The sequence below is a fragment of the Streptomyces sp. HUAS MG56 genome, assembly GCF_058673395.1.
In genome coordinates, this window is sequence record NZ_CM178722.1 from 1985207 (window position 1) to 2003514 (window position 18308).

Annotated in this window: 20 protein-coding genes; 6 read left to right on the forward strand and 14 right to left on the reverse strand. The window is 73.5% G+C overall.

Translation table 11 applies throughout. From position 1 onward, the window contains the following. Positions 1–17: 17 nt before the first annotated feature. From AC4OXY_RS09640 to AC4OXY_RS09655, 4 genes are all read right to left on the reverse strand, one after another. Positions 18–500, reverse strand: coding sequence for a VOC family protein (locus tag AC4OXY_RS09640; protein WP_376293173.1), 483 nt, complete (start codon positions 498–500; stop codon positions 18–20). Positions 501–580: 80 nt separating this feature from the next. Beyond that, complete coding sequence (locus AC4OXY_RS09645; RefSeq protein ID WP_491993683.1) at positions 581–982, reverse strand: helix-turn-helix domain-containing protein; 402 nt, start codon at positions 980–982, stop codon at positions 581–583. A 67-nt stretch (positions 983–1049) separates the two neighbouring features. Beyond that, complete coding sequence (locus AC4OXY_RS09650; RefSeq protein ID WP_356032202.1) at positions 1050–1502, reverse strand: ATP-binding protein; 453 nt, start codon at positions 1500–1502, stop codon at positions 1050–1052. A gap of 114 nt (positions 1503–1616) precedes the next feature. After that, positions 1617–2918: a DUF6777 domain-containing protein gene (locus AC4OXY_RS09655; protein WP_491993684.1), complete on the reverse strand. Its 1302-nt coding sequence runs from the start codon at positions 2916–2918 to the stop codon at positions 1617–1619. 137 nt (positions 2919–3055) lie between these two features. On the opposite strand from AC4OXY_RS09655, the gene AC4OXY_RS09660 reads away from it, so the two are divergent. Then, positions 3056–4333, forward strand: coding sequence for a streptophobe family protein (locus AC4OXY_RS09660; RefSeq protein ID WP_491993685.1), 1278 nt, complete (start codon positions 3056–3058; stop codon positions 4331–4333). Between the two features lie 11 nt (positions 4334–4344). Here the strand turns inward: AC4OXY_RS09660 and AC4OXY_RS09665 are convergent, their stop codons facing one another. From AC4OXY_RS09665 to AC4OXY_RS09680, 4 genes are all read right to left on the reverse strand, one after another. Then, positions 4345–5337, reverse strand: a complete 993-nt coding sequence (locus tag AC4OXY_RS09665) for a serine/threonine-protein kinase (protein ID WP_356032210.1) — start codon at positions 5335–5337, stop codon at positions 4345–4347. Further along, positions 5337–5888: a hypothetical protein gene (locus AC4OXY_RS09670; protein ID WP_491993686.1), complete on the reverse strand. Its 552-nt coding sequence runs from the start codon at positions 5886–5888 to the stop codon at positions 5337–5339. Before AC4OXY_RS09670 ends, AC4OXY_RS09665 begins: the two co-directional genes overlap by 1 nt. A gap of 78 nt (positions 5889–5966) precedes the next feature. Next, complete coding sequence (locus AC4OXY_RS09675) at positions 5967–8309, reverse strand: ABC transporter ATP-binding protein/permease (RefSeq protein ID WP_362820877.1); 2343 nt, start codon at positions 8307–8309, stop codon at positions 5967–5969. A gap of 83 nt (positions 8310–8392) precedes the next feature. Then, positions 8393–8803, reverse strand: coding sequence for a hypothetical protein (locus tag AC4OXY_RS09680; RefSeq protein WP_356032217.1), 411 nt, complete (start codon positions 8801–8803; stop codon positions 8393–8395). Positions 8804–9120: 317 nt separating this feature from the next. On the opposite strand from AC4OXY_RS09680, the gene AC4OXY_RS09685 reads away from it, so the two are divergent. Together AC4OXY_RS09685 and AC4OXY_RS09690 are read left to right on the forward strand one after the other, a co-directional pair. Further along, the gene (locus AC4OXY_RS09685) at positions 9121–9501 is read left to right on the forward strand and encodes a nuclear transport factor 2 family protein (RefSeq protein WP_362820878.1); all 381 of its coding nucleotides are present in this window, start codon (positions 9121–9123) and stop codon (positions 9499–9501) included. A gap of 78 nt (positions 9502–9579) precedes the next feature. Then, positions 9580–10041 carry a DUF5990 family protein gene (locus AC4OXY_RS09690; RefSeq protein WP_362820879.1) on the forward strand — a complete coding sequence of 154 codons (462 nt, stop codon included), beginning with the start codon at positions 9580–9582 and terminating at the stop codon, positions 10039–10041. 28 nt (positions 10042–10069) lie between these two features. Here the strand turns inward: AC4OXY_RS09690 and mgrA are convergent, their stop codons facing one another. Beyond that, positions 10070–11062: an L-glyceraldehyde 3-phosphate reductase gene (gene mgrA, locus AC4OXY_RS09695; RefSeq protein ID WP_362820880.1), complete on the reverse strand. Its 993-nt coding sequence runs from the start codon at positions 11060–11062 to the stop codon at positions 10070–10072. A gap of 111 nt (positions 11063–11173) precedes the next feature. On the opposite strand from mgrA, the gene AC4OXY_RS09700 reads away from it, so the two are divergent. From AC4OXY_RS09700 to AC4OXY_RS09710, 3 genes are all read left to right on the forward strand, one after another. After that, a complete protein-coding gene (locus AC4OXY_RS09700) occupies positions 11174–12100 on the forward strand; it encodes a LysR family transcriptional regulator (protein ID WP_402067488.1) in 927 nt (308 codons plus the stop codon). Between the two features lie 77 nt (positions 12101–12177). Continuing rightward, positions 12178–13686 (forward strand): carotenoid oxygenase family protein, encoded by a 1509-nt coding sequence (locus AC4OXY_RS09705; RefSeq protein WP_491993687.1) that lies wholly within the window; start codon positions 12178–12180, stop codon positions 13684–13686. Positions 13687–13714: 28 nt separating this feature from the next. Then, a complete protein-coding gene (locus AC4OXY_RS09710; RefSeq protein WP_362820882.1) occupies positions 13715–14230 on the forward strand; it encodes a mycothiol transferase in 516 nt (171 codons plus the stop codon). On the opposite strand, the gene AC4OXY_RS09715 is transcribed toward AC4OXY_RS09710, so the two are convergent. The 5 genes from AC4OXY_RS09715 to AC4OXY_RS09735 form a co-directional block, all read right to left on the reverse strand. Beyond that, positions 14212–15291 (reverse strand): adenosine deaminase, encoded by a 1080-nt coding sequence (locus tag AC4OXY_RS09715; RefSeq protein WP_491993688.1) that lies wholly within the window; start codon positions 15289–15291, stop codon positions 14212–14214. The genes AC4OXY_RS09710 and AC4OXY_RS09715 overlap by 19 nt on opposite strands. Positions 15292–15326: 35 nt before the next feature. Next, positions 15327–15719 carry a VOC family protein gene (locus AC4OXY_RS09720; RefSeq protein ID WP_362820883.1) on the reverse strand — a complete coding sequence of 131 codons (393 nt, stop codon included), beginning with the start codon at positions 15717–15719 and terminating at the stop codon, positions 15327–15329. A gap of 154 nt (positions 15720–15873) precedes the next feature. Then, positions 15874–16800, reverse strand: coding sequence for a M48 family metalloprotease (locus AC4OXY_RS09725; RefSeq protein ID WP_402067482.1), 927 nt, complete (start codon positions 16798–16800; stop codon positions 15874–15876). Then, the gene (locus AC4OXY_RS09730) at positions 16797–17177 is read right to left on the reverse strand and encodes a BlaI/MecI/CopY family transcriptional regulator (protein ID WP_356032245.1); all 381 of its coding nucleotides are present in this window, start codon (positions 17175–17177) and stop codon (positions 16797–16799) included. The genes AC4OXY_RS09725 and AC4OXY_RS09730 overlap by 4 nt, the downstream gene beginning before the upstream one ends. 153 nt (positions 17178–17330) lie before the next feature. Next, a complete protein-coding gene (locus AC4OXY_RS09735; RefSeq protein WP_376293152.1) occupies positions 17331–18248 on the reverse strand; it encodes an aldo/keto reductase in 918 nt (305 codons plus the stop codon). Positions 18249–18308: the final 60 nt, after the last annotated feature.

The following is an 18308-nucleotide window of genomic DNA, read 5'->3' on the forward strand; positions in this document are numbered from 1 at the left end:
GTCGTACGGCTGTTGCCCTACTCCCCCGCGTACGCCTTCTCCAGAGCGGCGACGTCCAGCTTGCCCATGCTCAGCATGGCGTCGGTGACGCGGGCCGCCTTCTGCGGGTCCGGGTCGTTCAGGAGGTCGGTCATCCGGTCGTAGACGACCTGCCAGGAGACGCCGTACCGGTCCTTGAGCCAGCCGCAGGGGCCGGGCTCGCCGCCGCCCTCGGTGAGCCTGGTCCAGTAGGAGTCGATCTCGTGCTGGTCGGCGCAGGAGATCTGGAAGGAGATCGACTCGTTGAACGTGAACTGGGGGCCGCCGTTGAGGGCGATGAACTTCTGGCCGTTGGCCGTGAACTCGACCACCAGCACCGATCCGGCCGGACCGGGCCCGGCTTCGGTGTAGCGGGTGACGTGGCCGATGGACGAGTTCTTGAAGACCGACACGTAGAACTCGGCGGCCTCCTCTGCCTTGCCGTCGAACCAGAGACAGGTGGTGAAACCGTCGGTGGTCATGAGTACCTCCTGGGCGGGGAACGCGGTCATCAGTACCGACCGGACCGCGCGGCAAAACTCATCGGCCGGGGCGGAGCCGGTCAGGCCGCCAGGCAGAGCGCGTTGGACGGCCGGTGCGGAGCGACGGCCTGGCGGCGGTGCACGCCGGTGCGCCGCGTGAGCTCGCCGTGTACCAGCGACAGCAGGTCGCCGAGGCCCAGTCCGAGGGCGTGTGCGGCGGCCGCGAGGACCTCCGAGGAGGCCTCTTTGCGGCCGCGCTCGATCTCGGAGAGGTAGGGCAGCGAGATCCGGGCCGTGTCGGCCACGTCCTTCAGCGTGCGGTCCTGCGCCCGCCGCTCGCGCCGCAGCACCTCTCCGACCAGATCACGCCAGAGGGGCTCTCTGCCCTCCGCCTCCGCCGGTTGCGTCTCGGGCGCCTGCGGGCGGACGGGTGCGGGCCGCAGCGGGATCACTCGGGCTTCGTTGCTCACCTGGTTGGTCACCCACGTCAGCCTAGGAGCCGCAGGTCACGGGGCAAGGGCCCGGCGTTGCGCCCTGAGGGAAACCGGCTCAGCGCCTGAGCGCGAAGCGGGCCCGCACCCGCTTGCCGACGGGGACGCGCTCGGCGGTCACTTCCACGGCCAGGGCGTCGACGATCTCCAGGCCGTGCCGTCCGACGCGTGCCGGGTCCCTGGGGTAGCGCAGGGGCAGCGCGGAGCTGCTGTCGTAGACACACACCGTGACCGCGTTGTCCGTGCCCTCCAGCTCCAGGATGTAGGGGCCGTTGCTGTGCCGCTCGGCGTTGGTGACCAGCTCGCTCACGAGCAGGAGCAGTTCGCCGTCGGCGCCGCGGTCGGGCTCGGCGCACCACTCGGTCTTCAGCTGCTCCAGGAACCGCGCCGCGAAGGCCCGCGCCTCCGCTATGGAGCCGGGTTCGCCGGTGTAGTGCTCGGCGCGCCGCAGCGGTTCCACGGGTACATCGAAACCAGTCGGTATCACGTCCCCGCCCACGTACTCGGTCATGCTGTCTCTCTCGAATGCCGGGTCCGGCCTTTCGTCCGTTGCACCAGACCTCGTACCCCGAGCCGGGCTCGGCAGTCCCCCGAAGCGTTCGCCGAGCGCGCACAGTGGCGATGGTCACCCTCCGGACGGGCTCGGGGACGGTGATACCGGCCCGGCGGAGGAGGGTGCGGAGGCCGACGGGGGCGAGGAGGACGCCGCTGAGGGCGACCCGGCCGGCGCCGACTCCGGCGACGCGCCGGAGGAGGGCGGAGACGACGACGGGGAGGACGACGGGGAGATCGGCGGGGACGTACTCGGCGACGCAGGAGCCGGCGAGGGGGAGGAGGGCGACGAAGGGGAGGCGGACGGCGAGGACGACGGGGACGTCGCGGACGCGCTCGGCGAGGCCGGGGACGAGGTCGCCGTCGAGGGGCTCGGCTTGGCCGAGGGGGACGGGCAGTGGCGCGCGCCGGGCGGGCACGACGGCGACGCCGACGGCGAGGGCGGCGGGTTCCAGGGGTGCGGGTCCTTCGGCGGCCTGGCGTGTTGGTCGTGCTGCCAGCCCTGGTCGCCGTGCGGACGGTGGATCCAGTCGTCGTGGTGGGGGTCGTAGAGCACGAAGATGTCGACGACCGTCGGCGCGGGCGTCACGACGACCACGTTCGAGGGCCGGTACGCCGGCCAGCGCGGGCCCACCAGCCGAGGCGTGTTCTTCTCGGCGACGGGCGAGGTCAGCGGATTGCCGCAGGCGCAGCGCACCCGGGGGACGCCGTGGCTGTCCACCAGCACGGCGGTGCCCGCCTGGAGCACGGACTGGTAGCTGGTGGCGGCGCCGTCGCGGTAGCCGTGGTTGGTGACGCGCGTGTCGACACGCAGCTGGACCGGGGTGAGCGAGCGCAGATAGGCGGGTACGCCGGACGGCTGGACGCCGGCCACGGAGGCGAACGCCCTGGTCTTGGCCGAGTCCGCCTGGAGGGCCTTGATCTGCTGCCCGACGTCGCAGGCGGCGACGTTCTGCGTGCCGCCGTACAGGCCGGGCGCCCCGCCCTGCACGCCCTGCACCGTGCCCGCCGGCGCGGAGGGCGCGGCGGAGGCTGGGGGCGGGACGGAACTCCGCTTGGCCGTCGATGCCGTGAAGGGATCCTGGCCGGCACTGGCGGCCGGCTGGAGGAAGACCTCGCCGCCCTTGGCGGACGAGCCGCCACCCGAACGGGTGAAGACGACGGCGAGTACCACGGCGGCGACCACGACGGCGCTGAGGGCGGCGATGCCCGGTACGGACTTCCACCACGGCCCGTGCGGCTCGTGCGGCTCCTTGGGCCCGCCGGCGCCGCCCGAGGGTCCCCCGGGCGGGCCGGAGGGCGGCTGGGAGGAGCCCGACAGCGGGCCGGGGGGCGGGCCGGAGGGGCGGCCGGAGGACGGAGGTTCGACGCTCACGAGCACCTCTTCCCGTCGCGGTTCCGTTTGGTGCCTTTAGGTCGTTCGGCTGCACATTGAGCCCATTGTGTGTCGCAGAGTCGCGGCGGTCGCAAGCCGACGGGCGAGACGCACGGCCGCTGCTTAGCGTGAAGGGTGTGAGCCCTCCGACCGCCCCCGCGCGGCCCGCCGCCCGCCACGGCTGGGCGCAGGCCCTCGGCGCGGTGCTGACCGGGCTGGCCGTCATGGCACTCGTGGCGGCACTCGGGTTGTGGGCGGCCGGCGCGGCGGATCTGCCGGACGGCGCGTTCCCGAGGGTGGTGGTCGCGACGCTGGTGACGGCCGTCGGCGGCACCGTCGAACTGTCGGGCAACGCGGGCGTGCTGGCGGAGAGCCACGCCGGTCTGACCGTGATCCCGCTGTCGGTGACGCTCGTGGGCGCCCTCACGATCGGGGCGGGCTTTCTGCGTCCGCTGCGGCACCGGGCGGTGGCCTCGGCCACGGAACTGGCCGGGTGGGCGGCGCGGCTCGCGGTGCTGTGGCTGCTGGCGCTGATCGGGCTGGCTCTCGGCGCCCGGCAGACCTTCGCCGTCGACGTGGGCAGCGGCACCCTCAGCGATCTGGCCGGGCTGTTCAACGCCGCGCCGAAGGTCGGGTTCACCGCGGACGTGCCGCTGACCGTGCTGTTCGGGCTGTTGTGGCTGGCCGGGGTGCTGCTGCTGGCGGTGCTGGTCGCGCGGGGAGCTCCGCTGCCGGGGCGGCTGCTGCGCTTCCAGGAGTCGGTGCGCCCGGCGGCTCACGCGGTGGTCGTGCTGCTCCTCGGCTACGTCGTCGTCGGCCTCGTCATCGCGCTGATCACCGCGGCCACCCGCGGGCACGTCGCCACGACCGTGGCACTGATCCTGCTCGGCCTGCCCAACCTGGCCTGGCTGGCCCTCACCGTCGGTCTGGGCGCCACCTGGAACGGCCGGGTGGACGGGCCGTTCGGGCTGCCGGTGCCCCATGTCCTGGACGAACTGCTGCGCACCCCGGGCGCATCGGAACTGAATCTGCGTACGCTCACCGCCCACGACGGCCGCTGGTGGTGGCTGGCGGTCGTGGACGCGGTCCTGCTGCTGGCTGTCGCGTTCCGGATGGCGGCGCGCTCACCGGCCCGGATCCGGCTGTGGCAGCACGCCCTGCACCTGGCCGTCGCGCTGGCGCTGACCGTGCTCATGATCTGCCTGACGGGCCGTGTCTCGGCGCACTACGGCCTGTCCCTGCTCGGCATCGGCAACCTCGGCGGCGGGCTGTCCGGCGAGTTGTTCCTGGAGCCGCGGCTCTGGCAGGCGGTGGGCCTGGGCGCCCTGTGGGGACTGGTCGCCGGGCTGCTGGGCGGGCTGCTCGCGCTGCCGGTGCGGCGGCGGGGCGAGGTCGGTGAGCAGCCTCCGCCCTGAGCCCCCTTCGCTCACGTGTGGAACATCGGGTCGGCCCAGTGCGGGGGCCGCCGGGTGTCGGTCACCGTGCGGCCCGAGCCCGCGTCCCTCTCGGTCGCCCGGGGGCCGGCGGCCGGCGGGTGCACGGGGGTGGCCGTGGTGGCCCGCAGCGCGGCGACGAAGTCGAGGCAGGTGGCGTACCGCTCGTCCGGGCTCTTGGCGAGGGCCCTGGCGAGGACGGCGTCGACGGCCGGGGCGAGTCCGGGGCGGGCCGCGCTCGGCGGAGGCGGCTCGTCGTACTGGTGAGCCCACAGCAGCGCCATGTCGTCCTCGCGCCGGAAGGGCGGGCGGCCGGTGAGGGTCTCGTAGACGACGCAGGCCAGCCCGTAGACGTCGCAGCGGCCGTCGACGGGGCGGCCGGAGATCTGCTCGGGCGCGACGTAGTCGAGGGTGCCCACGAACTGGCCGACGCTGGTGAAGCCGGTCAGGGACAGCGACTTCTTGGTGAGCCCGAAGTCGGTGAGGTACACGTGCTCGGGGTGGTCGCGGTCGGTGCCCTCGGCGATCAGGATGTTGCCGGGTTTGACGTCCCGGTGGACCAGGCCGTGTTCGTGGGCGGCGTCGAGGGCGGAGGCCACCTGTCCGGCGATGCGGACGGCGTCCGGCACGGGCAGCGCTCCGTGCGCGTCCAGCCGATGACGCAGGTCGCTGCCGGAGACGTACCGCATGGCGATGTAGAGCACGCCGTCCGTCTCGCCGGCGTCGTAGACGGGCACGATGTGCGGGTGGTCGATCGCGGCGGCCACCTGGGACTCGTGGGTGAACCGCTTGCGGAAGGTGTCGTTGCGGGCGAGTTCGGGCGCGAGCAGTTTCAGGGCGACCGTGCGGTCCAGGCGCAGGTCGTGGGCGCGGAAGACGACGGCCATGCCGCCGCGCCCGACCTCGCTCTCGATCCGGTAGTTCGCCACCGTCCGGCCGATCAGTTCTGCGGGCCGACCGGAGAACAGGCTGGTCTCGCGGGCCATCAGCGCTCACCGTCGGGCGTCACCAGCCGGGTCGGGTCGTGCCCGGGCTCGGTGTCGCCGGTGACCGCGTGGTCGGTGGCGTAGGTGGTCAGCCGGCGTCCGTCGCCGTACATCCAGCGGCTCTCCTCGGGGTCGTAGAGCCAGACGGCCTCGCCGTCGACGACGATCCCGATCCGCAGGCCGTGGGTGCGGTCCGCGAAGTCCTCGCCGGCGAGGGAGCCGGCCGCCAGCTCGTCCACCGCGGAGCGGTAGGCGGCGAGCGCCTCGGCGGCGCGGCCCAGCAGGGGCCGGGGGTCGGCGGCGCCGGCCGGTCCGCCGGCGACGGGCGGGTCCTCGGGTACGGCGACGAGCCCGCGCCCGTCGACCCACGCGGCCCAGCCGTTGGCGCAGCCGATGTGCGCCCAGTCGCCGCGCCGTTCCAGGAGCTGCACGGGCAGCAGGGGGTCGAGGGGCACGGTGGGCCGGGCCGGGTCGGGGGCCTCCCAGGCGGGCATGCCACGCGGCGGGACGACGTGCGTGGGCCGGAATCCGGGACCGGGCGCTCTGCTCATCGGGCGCCTCCTTCCGCGTGGGGCTCGTGATGCCTGCGGGTGCGGATCGTCTTGCCGTCCGCTTCCGTCTGCTTCCGACTATTTCCGCATGAGGGCGGGCTCCTGCCGGCGCAGCAGCCGGGCGACGGCGAGGCCGCACAGGACGGACAGCACCAGCAGCATGGCCAGGTCGAGCAGCCAGACGCCCGGCGCGTGCCGGAAGAGCGGGTCGGCGGCCGGCTTGCCGGGCACGAGCCGGGACAGCCCGACCGTGCCGGCCATGGCGCCGAGCGCCCAGCGCGAGGGCACGAGCCAGGACAGCTGCTCCAGACCGGGCACACCGTGGAGTGTGAGCAGGGCCCCGCAGAAGACGACCTGGACGATGGCGAGGAGCACCAGCAGCGGCATCGTCACCTCCTCCTTGCGCACCAGCGCGGAGACGAGCAGGCCGAACATCATGGCGGTGAACGCCAGCAGGGCGACGGCCAGGGCGATCTCGGCGAGCGGCGGCAGCAGGACGCCCTTGCCGCCGGGGGCGTCGAGGTCGACGCCGAGCAGGGCGACCAGGGTGAGGACGACGGCCTGGGCGACGGTGACCGTGCCGAGCACCACGATCTTGGACATCAGGTACGCCGATCTGGGCAGGCCGACGGCGCGTTCCCGCCGGTAGACGGGGCGTTCCTTGACGAGTTCGCGCACCGCGTTCGCGGCGCCGGTCAGCACGGCGCCGACACACAGGATGAGCAGCGCGTTCATCGCCGTGTCCGGGGTGAGGCGCCCGCCCGCCAGGGCGCGGGCCATGGCGCCCATGACGAACGGCAGGGCGGTCATGACGACCAGGAAGGTGCGGTCGGCGCTCAGGACGGCCGTGTAGCGGCGGACCAGGGTGCCGAGCTGGGCGCCCCAGCCGCGTGGGCGGGGCGGCGGTGCCGGGGTGACGGGGGCCGGTCCGGGGTGGTGGGGCTGGGTCGTGGCCTCGGTGACGTAGTGCCGGTGGAACGGCGACGCGCGGTACTCCCCGGCCCAGTCGCGGTCCGGCTCGCGGTCGAAGGCCTCGAAGGCCTCCGGCCACTGCTCGTGGCCGAGGAAGGCGAGGGCGTCGTCGGGCAGGCCGTAGTACGCCACTCTGCCGCCGGGGGCGAGGACCAGCAGGCGGTCGCAGCCGCCGAGGCTGAGCACGCTGTGGGTGACCACGACGACCGTGCGGCCGTCGTCGGCGAGGCCGCGCAGCATGGTCATCACCGAGCGGTCCATGCCGGGGTCGAGCCCGGAGGTCGGCTCGTCGAGGAAGAGCAGCGAGGGTTTGGTGAGCAGTTCCAGGGCGACGCTGACCCTCTTGCGCTGTCCGCCGGAGAGGCGGTGCACGGGCTGGTCGGCGCGGTGTTCGAGGCCGAGTTCCCGGATGACCTCGGTCACCCGGGCCTGCCGCTCCGCGGGGGCGGTGTCCTCGGGGAAGCGCAGTTCGGCGGCGTAGGTGAGGGCGGCGCGCACGGTGAGCTGGGGGTGCAGGATGTCGTCCTGCGGGACCAGGCCGATGCGCCCGCGCAGTTCGGCGTAGTCGCGGTAGAGGTCGCGGCCGTCGTAGAGGACGGTGCCGCGGTCGGCGGGCCGCTGTCCGGTCAGGGCGTTCAGCAGCGTGGACTTGCCGGCGCCGCTCGGCCCGACCACGGCGAGCAGGCACTTCTCGCCCACCGGGAAGGACACGTGGTCGAGGAGCACCGTGCGCCCGCCGTCGACGGCGACGGTGAGCTCCTGCACGTCGAGGGAGACCTCGCCGGTGTCGACGTACTCCTGTAGTTCCGTGCCGACGAGGCAGAACGCGGAGTGCCCGATGCCGATGATGTCGCCGGGGCCGACCCGGGCGCCGCCGGTGACCGGCCGGCCGTTGAGGTAGGTGCCGTTGTGGCTGTCCAGGTCCGCGATCTCGTACGTGCCGTCCGGGTGGGCGCGCAGTTCGGCGTGCCGGCGGGAGACGGTCAGGTCGTCCACCACCAGGTCGTTGTCGGGGGCCCGGCCGATGCGGACGGTGCGCGGGGGCAGCGGGCGGACGCTGGTGGGGCGGCGGAAGGTGCCGGTCAGCCGGGGCTGTGACACGGCGGAGGGGCGGTCGGGAACCGGTTCCGGGGCGTCGGCGGGCATCGCGCGGGGGCCGTCGGCGGGGCTGCCGAAGCGGATCTCGCTGCCGGGGCGGACGTCCCAGCGCTCGATCCTGCGGCCGTCGGCGTAGGTGCCGTTGGTGCTGTGCTGGTCGGCCAGGGTCCAGTGGTCGCGGTCGCAGCGCAGCACGGCGTGGTGCCACGAGACCCGGGCATCGTCGAAGACGATGTCGCTCAACGGGTCGCGTCCGACGTGGTAGTCGCGCCCCGGGCTCATCACCGTGGAACCCGTGTCGGTCTCCAGGACGAGTTCGGACGCCGTCGGGGCGACCGGCCGCTCCGCCATGGCCAGAATTCTACCGATTAGACCCGCTATGGGCCTCTCCGCCCTCTCCGCTCCCTCCTCCCCCCGGGGCGCATGGACACGTGTCAGGCGACGGGTACGACGAGGGCGGGCAGGGTGCGCTGCATCCGGAGCGCGTCGACGGACTCGGCGAGCAGCTCGTACTCGGTGGTGTCGTCGCTGGCGGCGATCCGCACCAGCCGGCCGCCCGCCAGTTCGTCGGCCACCCGCTCCTGCCCGACGTCGTCGGCGCACCAGGCGCGCAGCAGCGTGGGCACGTCGGCGACCGTCTCGGCGACGGGCACCAGCGCGCCCACGGGGAAGGAGGGATGCCCGGGGCTCGGGTCGAGCCGCTCGGCGATCCAGGACGCACGGTCCCGTAACCACCACAGGGCGAGCGCCAGTGTGGGCGCGCGATAGGTGCCGAGCGGTACGCCGATGCGGCGGCCGTCGCACATGCCGTACGCCGTGACATGGCACAGGAATTCGTCGTGCACGTCTCACTCCCCCGTCGCCTCGCTGGTGTGCCGGCCGAAGCCCCGCCTTCCCGTGCGGCTCCTGTGCGGTGAAGTGCCCCTGGCGTTCGAGTATCGCCTCTCCCGAAACACTGTCACCATGCCTTTCCGGCCAGCCTGTTGGCATATTCGGCGCCCGTTCTGACCGGAATGCACCGAGGTGCGCGCGGGCCTCCGGCATTACCGGAGAGGTAATCGACCCGCCCCGCCGGCCTCCGGCATGGTGGTCACACCGGATCGGCGAAGCCCCGGATCCGGGCCCGACCAGCACTGACGACCACGATGGAGGCTGATTCACCATGTCCGTGAACACCGACCGTTACGAGACCGCGGCCGCCCGTTACTTCGAGGCCTGGAACGCCACCGAGCCGGAGGCGCTGAAGAAGGCGGTCGCCGCCGCGTGGACCGCGGACGGCGGTTACACCGACCCCCTCGCCGACGTCCGCGGCCACGAGGGCGTCGCGGCCGTGATCACCGCCGCCCACGAGCAGTTCCCGGGGTTCGTCTTCCGCCCGCTCGGCACGGTGGACGGCCATCACGACACGGCGCGCTTCGGCTGGGAGCTGGTGAGCGAGGACGGCTCGGCTCCGGTCGCCGGGTTCGACGTGGTCACCCTGGACGAGGAGGGCCGCATCCGGCAGGTGCTGGGCTTCCTGGACCGGGTGCCGGAGGGCGCCTGACGCCTCGCGGCGACAGCCCGGCCGGCGGCCTGGGCGAGGGGCTGCCCTCCCGCCCCGCTTCCCCCCACACTGAGTGGCATGCACCTGCGCATCGAAGCCCACTCCCTGCCCGGCCGCGACTGCGGGCCCGGGCCGGACTTTCACGGGGTTAGCGGGATCGAGGTGGCGGTCCAGCGCAAGGACCGGCCGGCCGAGCTGCTCGATCCGCAGCCCGGCGACGCCGCGACGGCGACGTGGACGCTCCCGTGCACGTTCACCGCCGACGGCGAGCTGCGCGGCCCGTACGTGCAGAACCGGCTCGGCGGACGCTTCGTCTATCTCTCCTGGGTCGGGAGGCAGCCGCAGGAGGAGGCGTCCCGGATGTTCCGGCGCGCCAAACTGATGCTCGTGGACGTTCCGCCCGAGGTGCTCGCCGAGGCGCGGCGGCGCGGCACGCTGGTGGGCCGGCTCGCCCTCACCGACGCCAAGGGCCGTCCGCTGTGCGGGCGGGTGGTGCCCCCGGCGATCGTGTGGAGCGCGGGCGAGCCGGCGCAGACGTGAGCCCGCGTCCCACTGCCCTGCGGCGGGGCTACGGACGGACGATCGCGTCGATCCGGGCCAGTTCCTCCGTGTCGAAGTCCAGGTTCCGGATCGCGCCGACGCTGTCCTCGACCTGCTGCGCGCTGCTCGCGCCGACCAGCGCCGAGGTGACGCGGCCGCCGCGCAGCACCCAGGCCAGGGCGAGCTGGGCCAGGGTCTGGCCACGGGACTTCGCGATCTCGTCCAGGGCGCGCAGCCGCGCGACGAGATCCTCGGTGACCGCGTCGGAGTTCAGGAAGGGGCTGTCGCCGGCGGCGCGGGAGTCCTCGGGGATGCCGTCGAGGTAGCGGCCGGTGAGCAGGCCCTGCTCCAGCGGGGAGTAGGCGATGGAGCCGACCTGGAGTTCGTCCAGGGCGTCGAGCAGGCCCTCGTCCTCGGGGCGCCGGTCCAGCATCGAGTAGCGCGGCTGATGGATGAGGAGCGGGGTACCGAGGTCGGCCAGGATGCGGGCGGCTTCCCGGGTCTGCTCGGCGGAGTAGTTCGAGACACCGACGTAGAGCGCCTTGCCCTGCCGCACCGCCGAGTGCAGCGCGCCCATCGTCTCCTCCAGCGGAGTATCCGGGTCGGGGCGGTGCGAGTAGAAGACGTCGACGTACTCCAGGCCCATCCGCGTGAGGCTCTGGTCGAGCGAGGAGAGCAGGTACTTGCGCGAGCCCCATTCGCCGTACGGGCCGGGCCACATGAGGTAGCCGGCCTTGGTCGAGATCACCAGCTCGTCGCGGTACGGCGCGAAGTCGGCCCTCAGGGCCTCGCCGAGCGCGGACTCGGCGGCGCCGGGCGGCGGGCCGTAGTTGTTGGCGAGGTCGAAGTGGGTGATGCCCAGGTCGAAGGCGCGGCGCAGGATGGCGCGCTGGGTCTCGACGGGCCGGTCCGGGCCGAAGTTGTGCCACAGGCCGAGGGACAGCGCGGGGAGCTTGAGCCCGCTGCGTCCGGTGCGGCGGTAGGGCATGCCGTCGTAGCGGTCGGGGTGTGCGGTGTACAACGCGACTCCAGAGGGGTGGGCACATGGTCTGCCAGGACCACTCTTGCGCGCACCGCACGCAGCGGTCCAACAGGAGAATCCGATGGAATTGTGCGGCTAGGCTTCTCAATCATGGAACTGCGCCATCTCCAGCACTTCGTCGCGGTCGCCGAGGACCAGCACTTCACCCGGGCCGCCGAGCGTCTGATGGTGTCCCAGTCGGGGCTGTCGGCCTCGATCCGGGCGCTGGAGCGGGAGCTGCGGGCGCCGCTGTTCGTGCGGACCACACGCCGGGTGACGCTCACCGAGGCGGGGCGGGCGCTGCTGACGGAGGCCGAGCGGATCCTGTCACAGGTGCGCTCGGCGCACGAGGCGGTGGCGGCGGTGCAGGGCGTGCTGCGCGGCACGCTGGCGCTCGGCACCGAGCAGTGCATCGCCGGGGTGCACGTGGCACGGCTGCTGGCGGGCTTCCGGGGGCGGCATCCGGACGTGGAGATCCGGCTGCGGCAGGCGGGCTCCGGCGCGCTGGCCGAGGAGGTCGCGGCCGGGCGGCTGGACCTGGCCTTCGCCTACCGCACCCGGGCGGACTCCGATCAGCTGCGCTCGGTGGCGCTGACCAGCGAGCCGATGACCGTGCTGTGCCATCCCGGCCACCGGCTGGCCTCGGCGGGCGCGGCGCTCGCCCCGGAGGACCTGGCCGGGGAGGTCTTCGTCGACTTCCATCCGGACTGGGGCCCGCGCCGCACGACCGACGCCGCGTTCACCGCCGCGGGCGTACGGCGCACGGTGGCACTGGAGGTGAACGACGTGCACAGCCTGCTGGACCTGGTGGACGAGAACCTGGGGATCGCGGTCGTGCCCCGGCACTTCCGGCACAAGCGGCCCGCGCTCACCGCGCTCCCGCTGAAGGGCGCGGGCGAGGCGGCGTACGAGACGGTCGCCCTGCTGCCGCCGGACCGCGCCACCAGCCCCGCCGCCCGCGCGCTGGTCACCCTCCTCGAAACGGGAGGCGGGACAGGGGGGTTTGCACCACCCCAGGAGGGGCCCCAGGCCTCCTGATCCGGGCCGCCCGCCGCAGCAGACTCGGAACCGTCGGCGTACCGATGACGACTGACGACGGTTCAGGGAGACATGTCATGGCGGAACACACACGGCGGACCGTGCTGCGCGGCACGGCGGGGCTCGCGGCGACGGGCGCGCTCGTGGGCACAGGCACGGGCGCGAGCGCCGTAGCGGCGGGCCCCGCAACGGAATTGACGATACGTCACTATCCCTTCATGGAAGGGGTGTTCGCCCCGGTCACCGAGGAACTGACGGCCTTCGACCTGCCGGTCACCGGCCGCGTCCCGCGCGAGCTGAACGGCCGTTTCCTGCGCAACGGCCCCAACGTGCTGGGCCTGGAGGATCCCCGGGCCCACCACTGGATGCTCGGCGACGGCATGGTGCACGGTGTGCGGCTGCGCGACGGCAGGGCCGAGTGGTACCGCAACCGCTGGGTGCGCTCCTCGCAGGTCGCGCGGAAGCTCGGCGAGACGTACCCCGGCCCGGTGCCCGCGGAGGACTTCGCCTGCAACACGCACGTCATCCCGCACCGGGGGCGGATCCTCGCGCTCCAGGAGAGCGGCCCGCTGCCGTACGAACTCGACGGCGAGCTGGGCACAGTGGGCACGTACGACTTCCGGGGCACGCTGGAGGGCGCGTTCGCGGCGCACACCAAGTACGACGCGTTCGCGGACGAGTTGCACGCGATCGCCTACCACCCGGACTGGGACCACGTCCGGCACCTCGTCGTGGACGGCTCCGGCCGGATCGCCCGGACGCACCGGATCCCGGTGGCGGGCGCGCCGATGATGCACGACTTCGCGCTGACCGAGCGGTACGTCGTCGTCTTCGACCTGCCGGTCACCTTCGACGCGGCGGCGGCCGGAGCCGGCGCCCCGGTGCCGTACGTCTGGAACCGGAAGCACCCGACCCGGGTGGGTGTCATGCCGCGTACCGGCGGCCCGGTCCGCTGGTTCGGCATCGATCCGGTCTTCTACTCGCACACCCTCAACGCCTATGACGAGGGCGAGTCCGTGGTGATCGACCTGATGGCCTACCCGGCGCCGTTCTACGTCGCCGGGCGCGGCTCGGACGGGCCGTACGACGCGCGCACGGCCAGGCTGGAGCGCTGGAGCGTCGACCTGCGCCACGGGCGGGTGCGGCAGCGGGTGCTGGACGACCGGCCGCAGGAGTTCCCGCGGGTCAACGAGGCGCGGGTGGCGCGGCGGCACCGCTACGGCTACACGGCGGCGGCCGCCGGGATGACCGCCGCGTATCTGACGCCGGACGGCGCCGCCCCGCCCGACGACGCCTTCTCCGACGGGCTGGTCAAGCACGACCTGCTGCGCGGCACCACCCAGGTGCACCGGCTGCCGAGGGGCGCGGCGGCGGGCGAGGCCGTGTTCGTCCCGCGCGACCCGGGCGACCGGCGGGCGGCGGAGGACGACGGGTACACCCTCGCCTACGTCCACAACCCGGACCGCGGCCTGGCCGACCTGGTGATCCTCGCGGCGCAGGACTTCACCGGCGAGCCGGTGGCGCGGATCCAGCTGCCGGGGCGGGTGCCGCTGGGCTTCCACGGAAGCTGGATTCCGGACGCGTGAGGGCGCCGGATGCGCGATCGTGGACCGTATGCATGCCAAGGACATCCTCATCGACGGTTACGGCCGCATCCAGGAAGAAGTCCACGCCGCCCTCGACGGCCTCGGACCGGACGAGCTGAACCACCGTCCGGCGCCCGACGCCAACTCCCTCGCCTGGCTGGTCTGGCACCTGACCCGGGTGCAGGACGACCACGTCGCCGACGCCTTCGGCCTGGAGCAGGTCTGGCTCAGCGACGGCTGGGAGAAACGCTTCGGCCTCGACCTGCCGCCCCGCGACCACGGCTACGGGCACACCCCGGCGAAGGTCGCCAAGGTGCGGGTCGACTCCGCGGACCTGCTCACCGGGTACTACGACGCCGTCCACGAGCAGACCCTCGGGGCACTCAAGGGGCTCGCCGCCAAGGACCTGGAACGGGTCGTGGACGAGGGCTGGGATCCCCCGGTCACGCTGGGGGTCCGCCTGGTGAGCGTCCTGTCCGACGATCTCCAGCACGTCGGACAGGCCGCCTACCTCAGGGGGCTGCTTCAGAGCGCGGCCGCGTAACCGGGCAGGACCACGTCCTCGATGAGGGCCCTGCGCTCGTCGAACGGGATGAACGCGCTCTTGACGGCGTTCACCGTGACCGTGCGCAGGTCCTCGACGGTCCAGCCGGCCTCCTCGACCAGCAGGGACATCTCCCGGGTCATCGTCGTCCCCGACACCAGCCGGTTGTCGGTGTTGAGGGTGACCCGGAAGCCGAGGTCCTTCAGGGCCGTGATCGGGTGCTCGGCTATCGAGGTGGCGCAGCCGGTCTGGAGGTTGGAGGTGGGGCACATCTCCAGCGCGATCCGGCGGTCGCGCACCCAGGAGGCGAGCCGGCCGAGCTTGCCGGCCGCGAGGTCGGGGATGTCCTCGGTGAGGCGGACGCCGTGGCCGATGCGCTGGGCGCCGCACACCTGGACGGCCTGGTGGATGCTGGGCAGGCCGTGCGCCTCGCCGGCGTGGATGGTGAACGGCACGCTCTCGCGGCGCAGGTGCTCGAAGGCGGCCAGGTGGTCGGCGGCCGGGAAGCCGTCCTCGGCGCCGGCGATGTCGAAGCCGACGACCCCGGCGTCACGGTAGGCGACGGCCAGGTCGGCGGCCTCGCGGACCCGGTCGAACATCCGCATCCCGCACAGCAGGGTGCCCACGCGGACGGGGGCGCCGGCGGCGGCCGCCTTGGCCATGCCGGCGGCGAGGCCCTCCTGGACGGTCTCCACGACCTCGGCGAGCGACAGCCCGCCCTTGGTGTTCAGCTCGGGGGCGTAGCGCACCTCGGCGTAGACGACGCCGTCGGCGGCGAGGTCCAGCACGTACTCCTCGGCGGTGCGCAGCAGGCCCTCGCGGGACTGCATGACGGCGAGGGTGTGCTCGAAGGTGGCGATGTAGCGGACCAGGTCACCGGAGTTGGCGGCCTCGAAGTACCAGGCGGCCAGTTCGTCGGGGTCGGTGGTGGGCAGGGTGTGACCGATCTCCGCCGCGAGTTCGACGACGGTGGCGGGGCGCAGGCCGCCGTCGAGGTGGTCGTGCAGCACGGCCTTGGGGAGCCGGCGGAGGGTCTCGGTGTCGATGCGGGACACGGTCATGGCAGGGCGTTCCTCGGCGAGTGGTTCAGCGGTGATCAGGCGGCGGGCTGGAGCAGGTCCCAGCGGTTGCCGTACAGGTCCTGGAAGACGGCGACGGTGCCGTACGGCTCGTGGCGCGGGTCCTCCAGGAAGGTCACTCCGGCCGCGGTCATGCGGGCGTGGTCGCGGGCGAAGTCGTCGGTGTGCAGGAAGAAGCCGACCCGTCCGCCGGTCTGGTCGCCGACGCGGGCGCGCTGGACCTCTCCCTTGGCGCGGGCGAGCAGCAGACCGGTGCCGGCTCCGGCACCGCCGGGCTCCACGACGACCCAGCGGGAGCCGTCGGGACGCGGGGCGTCCTCGGCGAGCCGGAAGCCGAGGGCCTCGGTGTAGAAGCGGATGGCCTCGTCGTAGTCGTCGACGACGAGGGTGACCAGGGCGACGCGTCGCATCGGGACCTTCCGGTGGGGTTGGTTAGCGGGTGAGGTTATACGTAAAACTTCACGGGCGCCAGTCCCGTTCTACGCGCGTTGCACCGCGGGTGCCTCCATGCGTCGCCTCAGGGCTGCGGCGGAGTGTCGGCCGGTGGTCGGCCGGTGGTCCGGGTCAGGGCGTCTCGTCGCCCTGGGCGATCTCCACACGGTGGTGGAAGTCGGCCATTCCGGCGCCCGAGGCCACGCAGGAGACGGCGGTGCAGGCGAGGAGGAGGGCCGCGATCGTGCGGCCCGCGCGCGGGGCACGCGGGGCGGCCAGCAGGGCCTGGACGCGCTGCGGGACGGGACCGGAGGTCGCGGCGGCCACGAAGCCGGGGCGCTCGGCGGGCGTGGAGTGCCCGGCGAGGGCCGCGCGGGCGATGGCACGGGCGGTCAGCCGCCGGTCGCCGACCCGGGCCGCGGCGGCCTCGTCGGCGGCGCGCTCGGCGGCGAGGCGGATCGACTCGCGGACGGGGCGCAGCGCAGGGTGGCAGTGTGCGGCGAGTTCGGCGGCGGCGAGGAAGTAGTGGTGGCCGCCGTCGTTGTGCGCCCGCTCGTGCGCGAACAGCGCCTCGCGCTCGGGGCCGTCCAGGCTGCGCAGCATCGCGGTGGTGACGACGATGCGGTGCGGGCGGCCCGGCAGTGCGTAGGCGTCCGGGCGGGACGAGTCCACCACGCACAGGTCGCCCGCGGCGGGGCCGCGCCCGGCTTGTGTACGCGCGACGCGGAAGGCGCGCGTCTGGCGGAGCACGGACCGGACCAGGGTCCAGCCGCACACGGCGAGCACGCCGACGGAGGTCGCGGCGGCGGGCAGGACGACGAGGTCCGAGGCGGTGTGCAGCGGGCGGACCAGTTCGCCGAGCGCGGCGAAGAGCGGCACCTTGAACAGCCCGATCAGGACGAACGAGCCGAGCGCGGCCAGCGAGCAGCCGGCGAGGACGACGGCACAGACGGTGACGGCCCACAGCGCGACGACCGGGGTCAGCCTGTCCAGGGCCCGGCGGGCCAGGGCCGGCAGGGCGAAGGGCAGCAGCAGGGGCAGCAGGAGCAGTGCGGTCATCGTTCTTCGGGTTCGAGCAGGTCCCGCAGGACACGTTCGTCGTCGGGGCTGAGCTGGGCCACGAACCGGGCGAGCACGGTCTCGCGGTCGGTGTCGCGGTCCAGCTCGCTGTGCATGCGGCGCGCGGTGAGCCCCTGGGCGTCCTGGACGTCGCGCACCGGGACGTAGGCGAAACCGCGCCCCTGGCGGTGCCGCTCCACGACCCCCTTGTCGTGCAGCCGGCTGAGGATCGTCGTCACGGTCGTCCGCGCCAGGTCCGCGCCGAGGCGCGACTGGACCTGGCCGGGCGTCTGCGGCCCTCCGGCGGCCCACAGCGTGGCCATGACACTCGCCTCAAGCTCACCGGCCGGCCGGCGCTCGTCCTTCGCCTCGGTCATGGAACGATCCTCACCCCGTCTACGTATGCGGCCAGGGAATCCGTCTACACGATGGTAGTCAACCGCGCCTTCGTACGGCTGTGCGCCCGCCTTGTCCCTTACCCGCCCATTATGGGCGGGCCCGGAGTGGCCGGGCCGGATCCCCCGCCCGCGTCAGCTCGCCCCGGTGCCCGGCCCGGTGTGCAGGGCGTCCAGCCGCGCCGTCTCGTCCGCCGTCAGGCGCAGCGCCCCCGCGGCCACGTTCTCCACGAGGTGGTCGGGGTTGCCCGTGCCGGGGATGGCGAGGACGTGCGGGCCCTGGTGGAGGGTCCAGGCGATGCGGATCTGGGCGGGGGTCGCGCCGTGGGCACGGGCGATGGCGCGCACCTCCTCGTCGTGGGTGTCGGCCGCCGCGTGGGCGCCCGCCTCTCCGGCGACGGCGTAGAAGGGGACGAACGCGATGCCGCGCTCGCCGCACAGGCGGAGCATCTCGTCGTCGACGGGATCCGGCCGGTCCAGGGCGTAGCGGTTCTGGACGCTGACCACCGGGGCGATCTCCAGGGCCTCGGTGAGGTGGCGCGGTTCGACGCCGGAGATGCCGAGGTGGCGGACGAGCCCGGCCGTGCGCAGTTCGGCGAGGGCGCCGAAGTGCTCGGCGACGGAGTCCTGGCGCATCCGGCGCAGGTAGACGAGGTCGAGGTGGTCGCGGCCGAGCTGGCGCAGGTTCTCCTCGACGTGGCCGCGCAGTTGGTCGGGCCGGGCCGAGGTGCCCCACTCGCCGCAGTAGTCGCGGAAGGGGCCGACCTTGGTGGCGATGACCAGGTCGTCGGCGTACGGCGCGAGGGCGGTGTTGATGAGCTCGTTCGCGGAGCGGGTGGCCGAGAAGTAGAAGGCGGCGGTGTCGATGTGGTTCACGCCCAGCTCCATGGCCCGGCGCAGCACGGACAGGGAGCGCTCCCGGCTGCTGGGAGTGCCCAGGTGGAACGCGGCGCTGCCCGTCAGCCGCATGGCTCCGAAGCCGATGCGGTGGACGGGCAGATCGCCGAGCGTGACGGTGCCGGATGCTTCCGCGGTGATCGTTTCAGCGGTCATCCGGCGGAGTGTCGCACATCCGGCCGTCCACGCAAGCGAATTCGGGGAGGACGGCCGGGC

What these genes read in the sequence shown, in the direction of transcription:
- AC4OXY_RS09640 (WP_376293173.1), bottom strand. Translation starts at nt 500, where the DNA reads ATGACCACCGACGGTTTCACCACCTGTCTCTGGTTCGACGGCAAGGCA.
- AC4OXY_RS09650 (WP_356032202.1), bottom strand. Translation starts at nt 1,502, where the DNA reads ATGACCGAGTACGTGGGCGGGGACGTGATACCGACTGGTTTCGATGTA.
- AC4OXY_RS09665 (WP_356032210.1), bottom strand. Translation starts at nt 5,337, where the DNA reads ATGGCCCGCGAGACCAGCCTGTTCTCCGGTCGGCCCGCAGAACTGATC.
- AC4OXY_RS09670 (WP_491993686.1), bottom strand. Translation starts at nt 5,888, where the DNA reads ATGAGCAGAGCGCCCGGTCCCGGATTCCGGCCCACGCACGTCGTCCCG.
- AC4OXY_RS09675 (WP_362820877.1), bottom strand. Translation starts at nt 8,309, where the DNA reads ATGGCGGAGCGGCCGGTCGCCCCGACGGCGTCCGAACTCGTCCTGGAG.
- AC4OXY_RS09685 (WP_362820878.1), top strand. Translation starts at nt 9,121, where the DNA reads ATGTCCGTGAACACCGACCGTTACGAGACCGCGGCCGCCCGTTACTTC.
- AC4OXY_RS09690 (WP_362820879.1), top strand. Translation starts at nt 9,580, where the DNA reads ATGCACCTGCGCATCGAAGCCCACTCCCTGCCCGGCCGCGACTGCGGG.
- AC4OXY_RS09700 (WP_402067488.1), top strand. Translation starts at nt 11,174, where the DNA reads ATGGAACTGCGCCATCTCCAGCACTTCGTCGCGGTCGCCGAGGACCAG.
- AC4OXY_RS09705 (WP_491993687.1), top strand. Translation starts at nt 12,178, where the DNA reads ATGGCGGAACACACACGGCGGACCGTGCTGCGCGGCACGGCGGGGCTC.
- AC4OXY_RS09710 (WP_362820882.1), top strand. Translation starts at nt 13,715, where the DNA reads ATGCATGCCAAGGACATCCTCATCGACGGTTACGGCCGCATCCAGGAA.
- AC4OXY_RS09715 (WP_491993688.1), bottom strand. Translation starts at nt 15,291, where the DNA reads ATGACCGTGTCCCGCATCGACACCGAGACCCTCCGCCGGCTCCCCAAG.
- AC4OXY_RS09720 (WP_362820883.1), bottom strand. Translation starts at nt 15,719, where the DNA reads ATGCGACGCGTCGCCCTGGTCACCCTCGTCGTCGACGACTACGACGAG.
- AC4OXY_RS09725 (WP_402067482.1), bottom strand. Translation starts at nt 16,800, where the DNA reads ATGACCGCACTGCTCCTGCTGCCCCTGCTGCTGCCCTTCGCCCTGCCG.
- AC4OXY_RS09730 (WP_356032245.1), bottom strand. Translation starts at nt 17,177, where the DNA reads ATGACCGAGGCGAAGGACGAGCGCCGGCCGGCCGGTGAGCTTGAGGCG.
- AC4OXY_RS09735 (WP_376293152.1), bottom strand. Translation starts at nt 18,248, where the DNA reads ATGACCGCTGAAACGATCACCGCGGAAGCATCCGGCACCGTCACGCTC.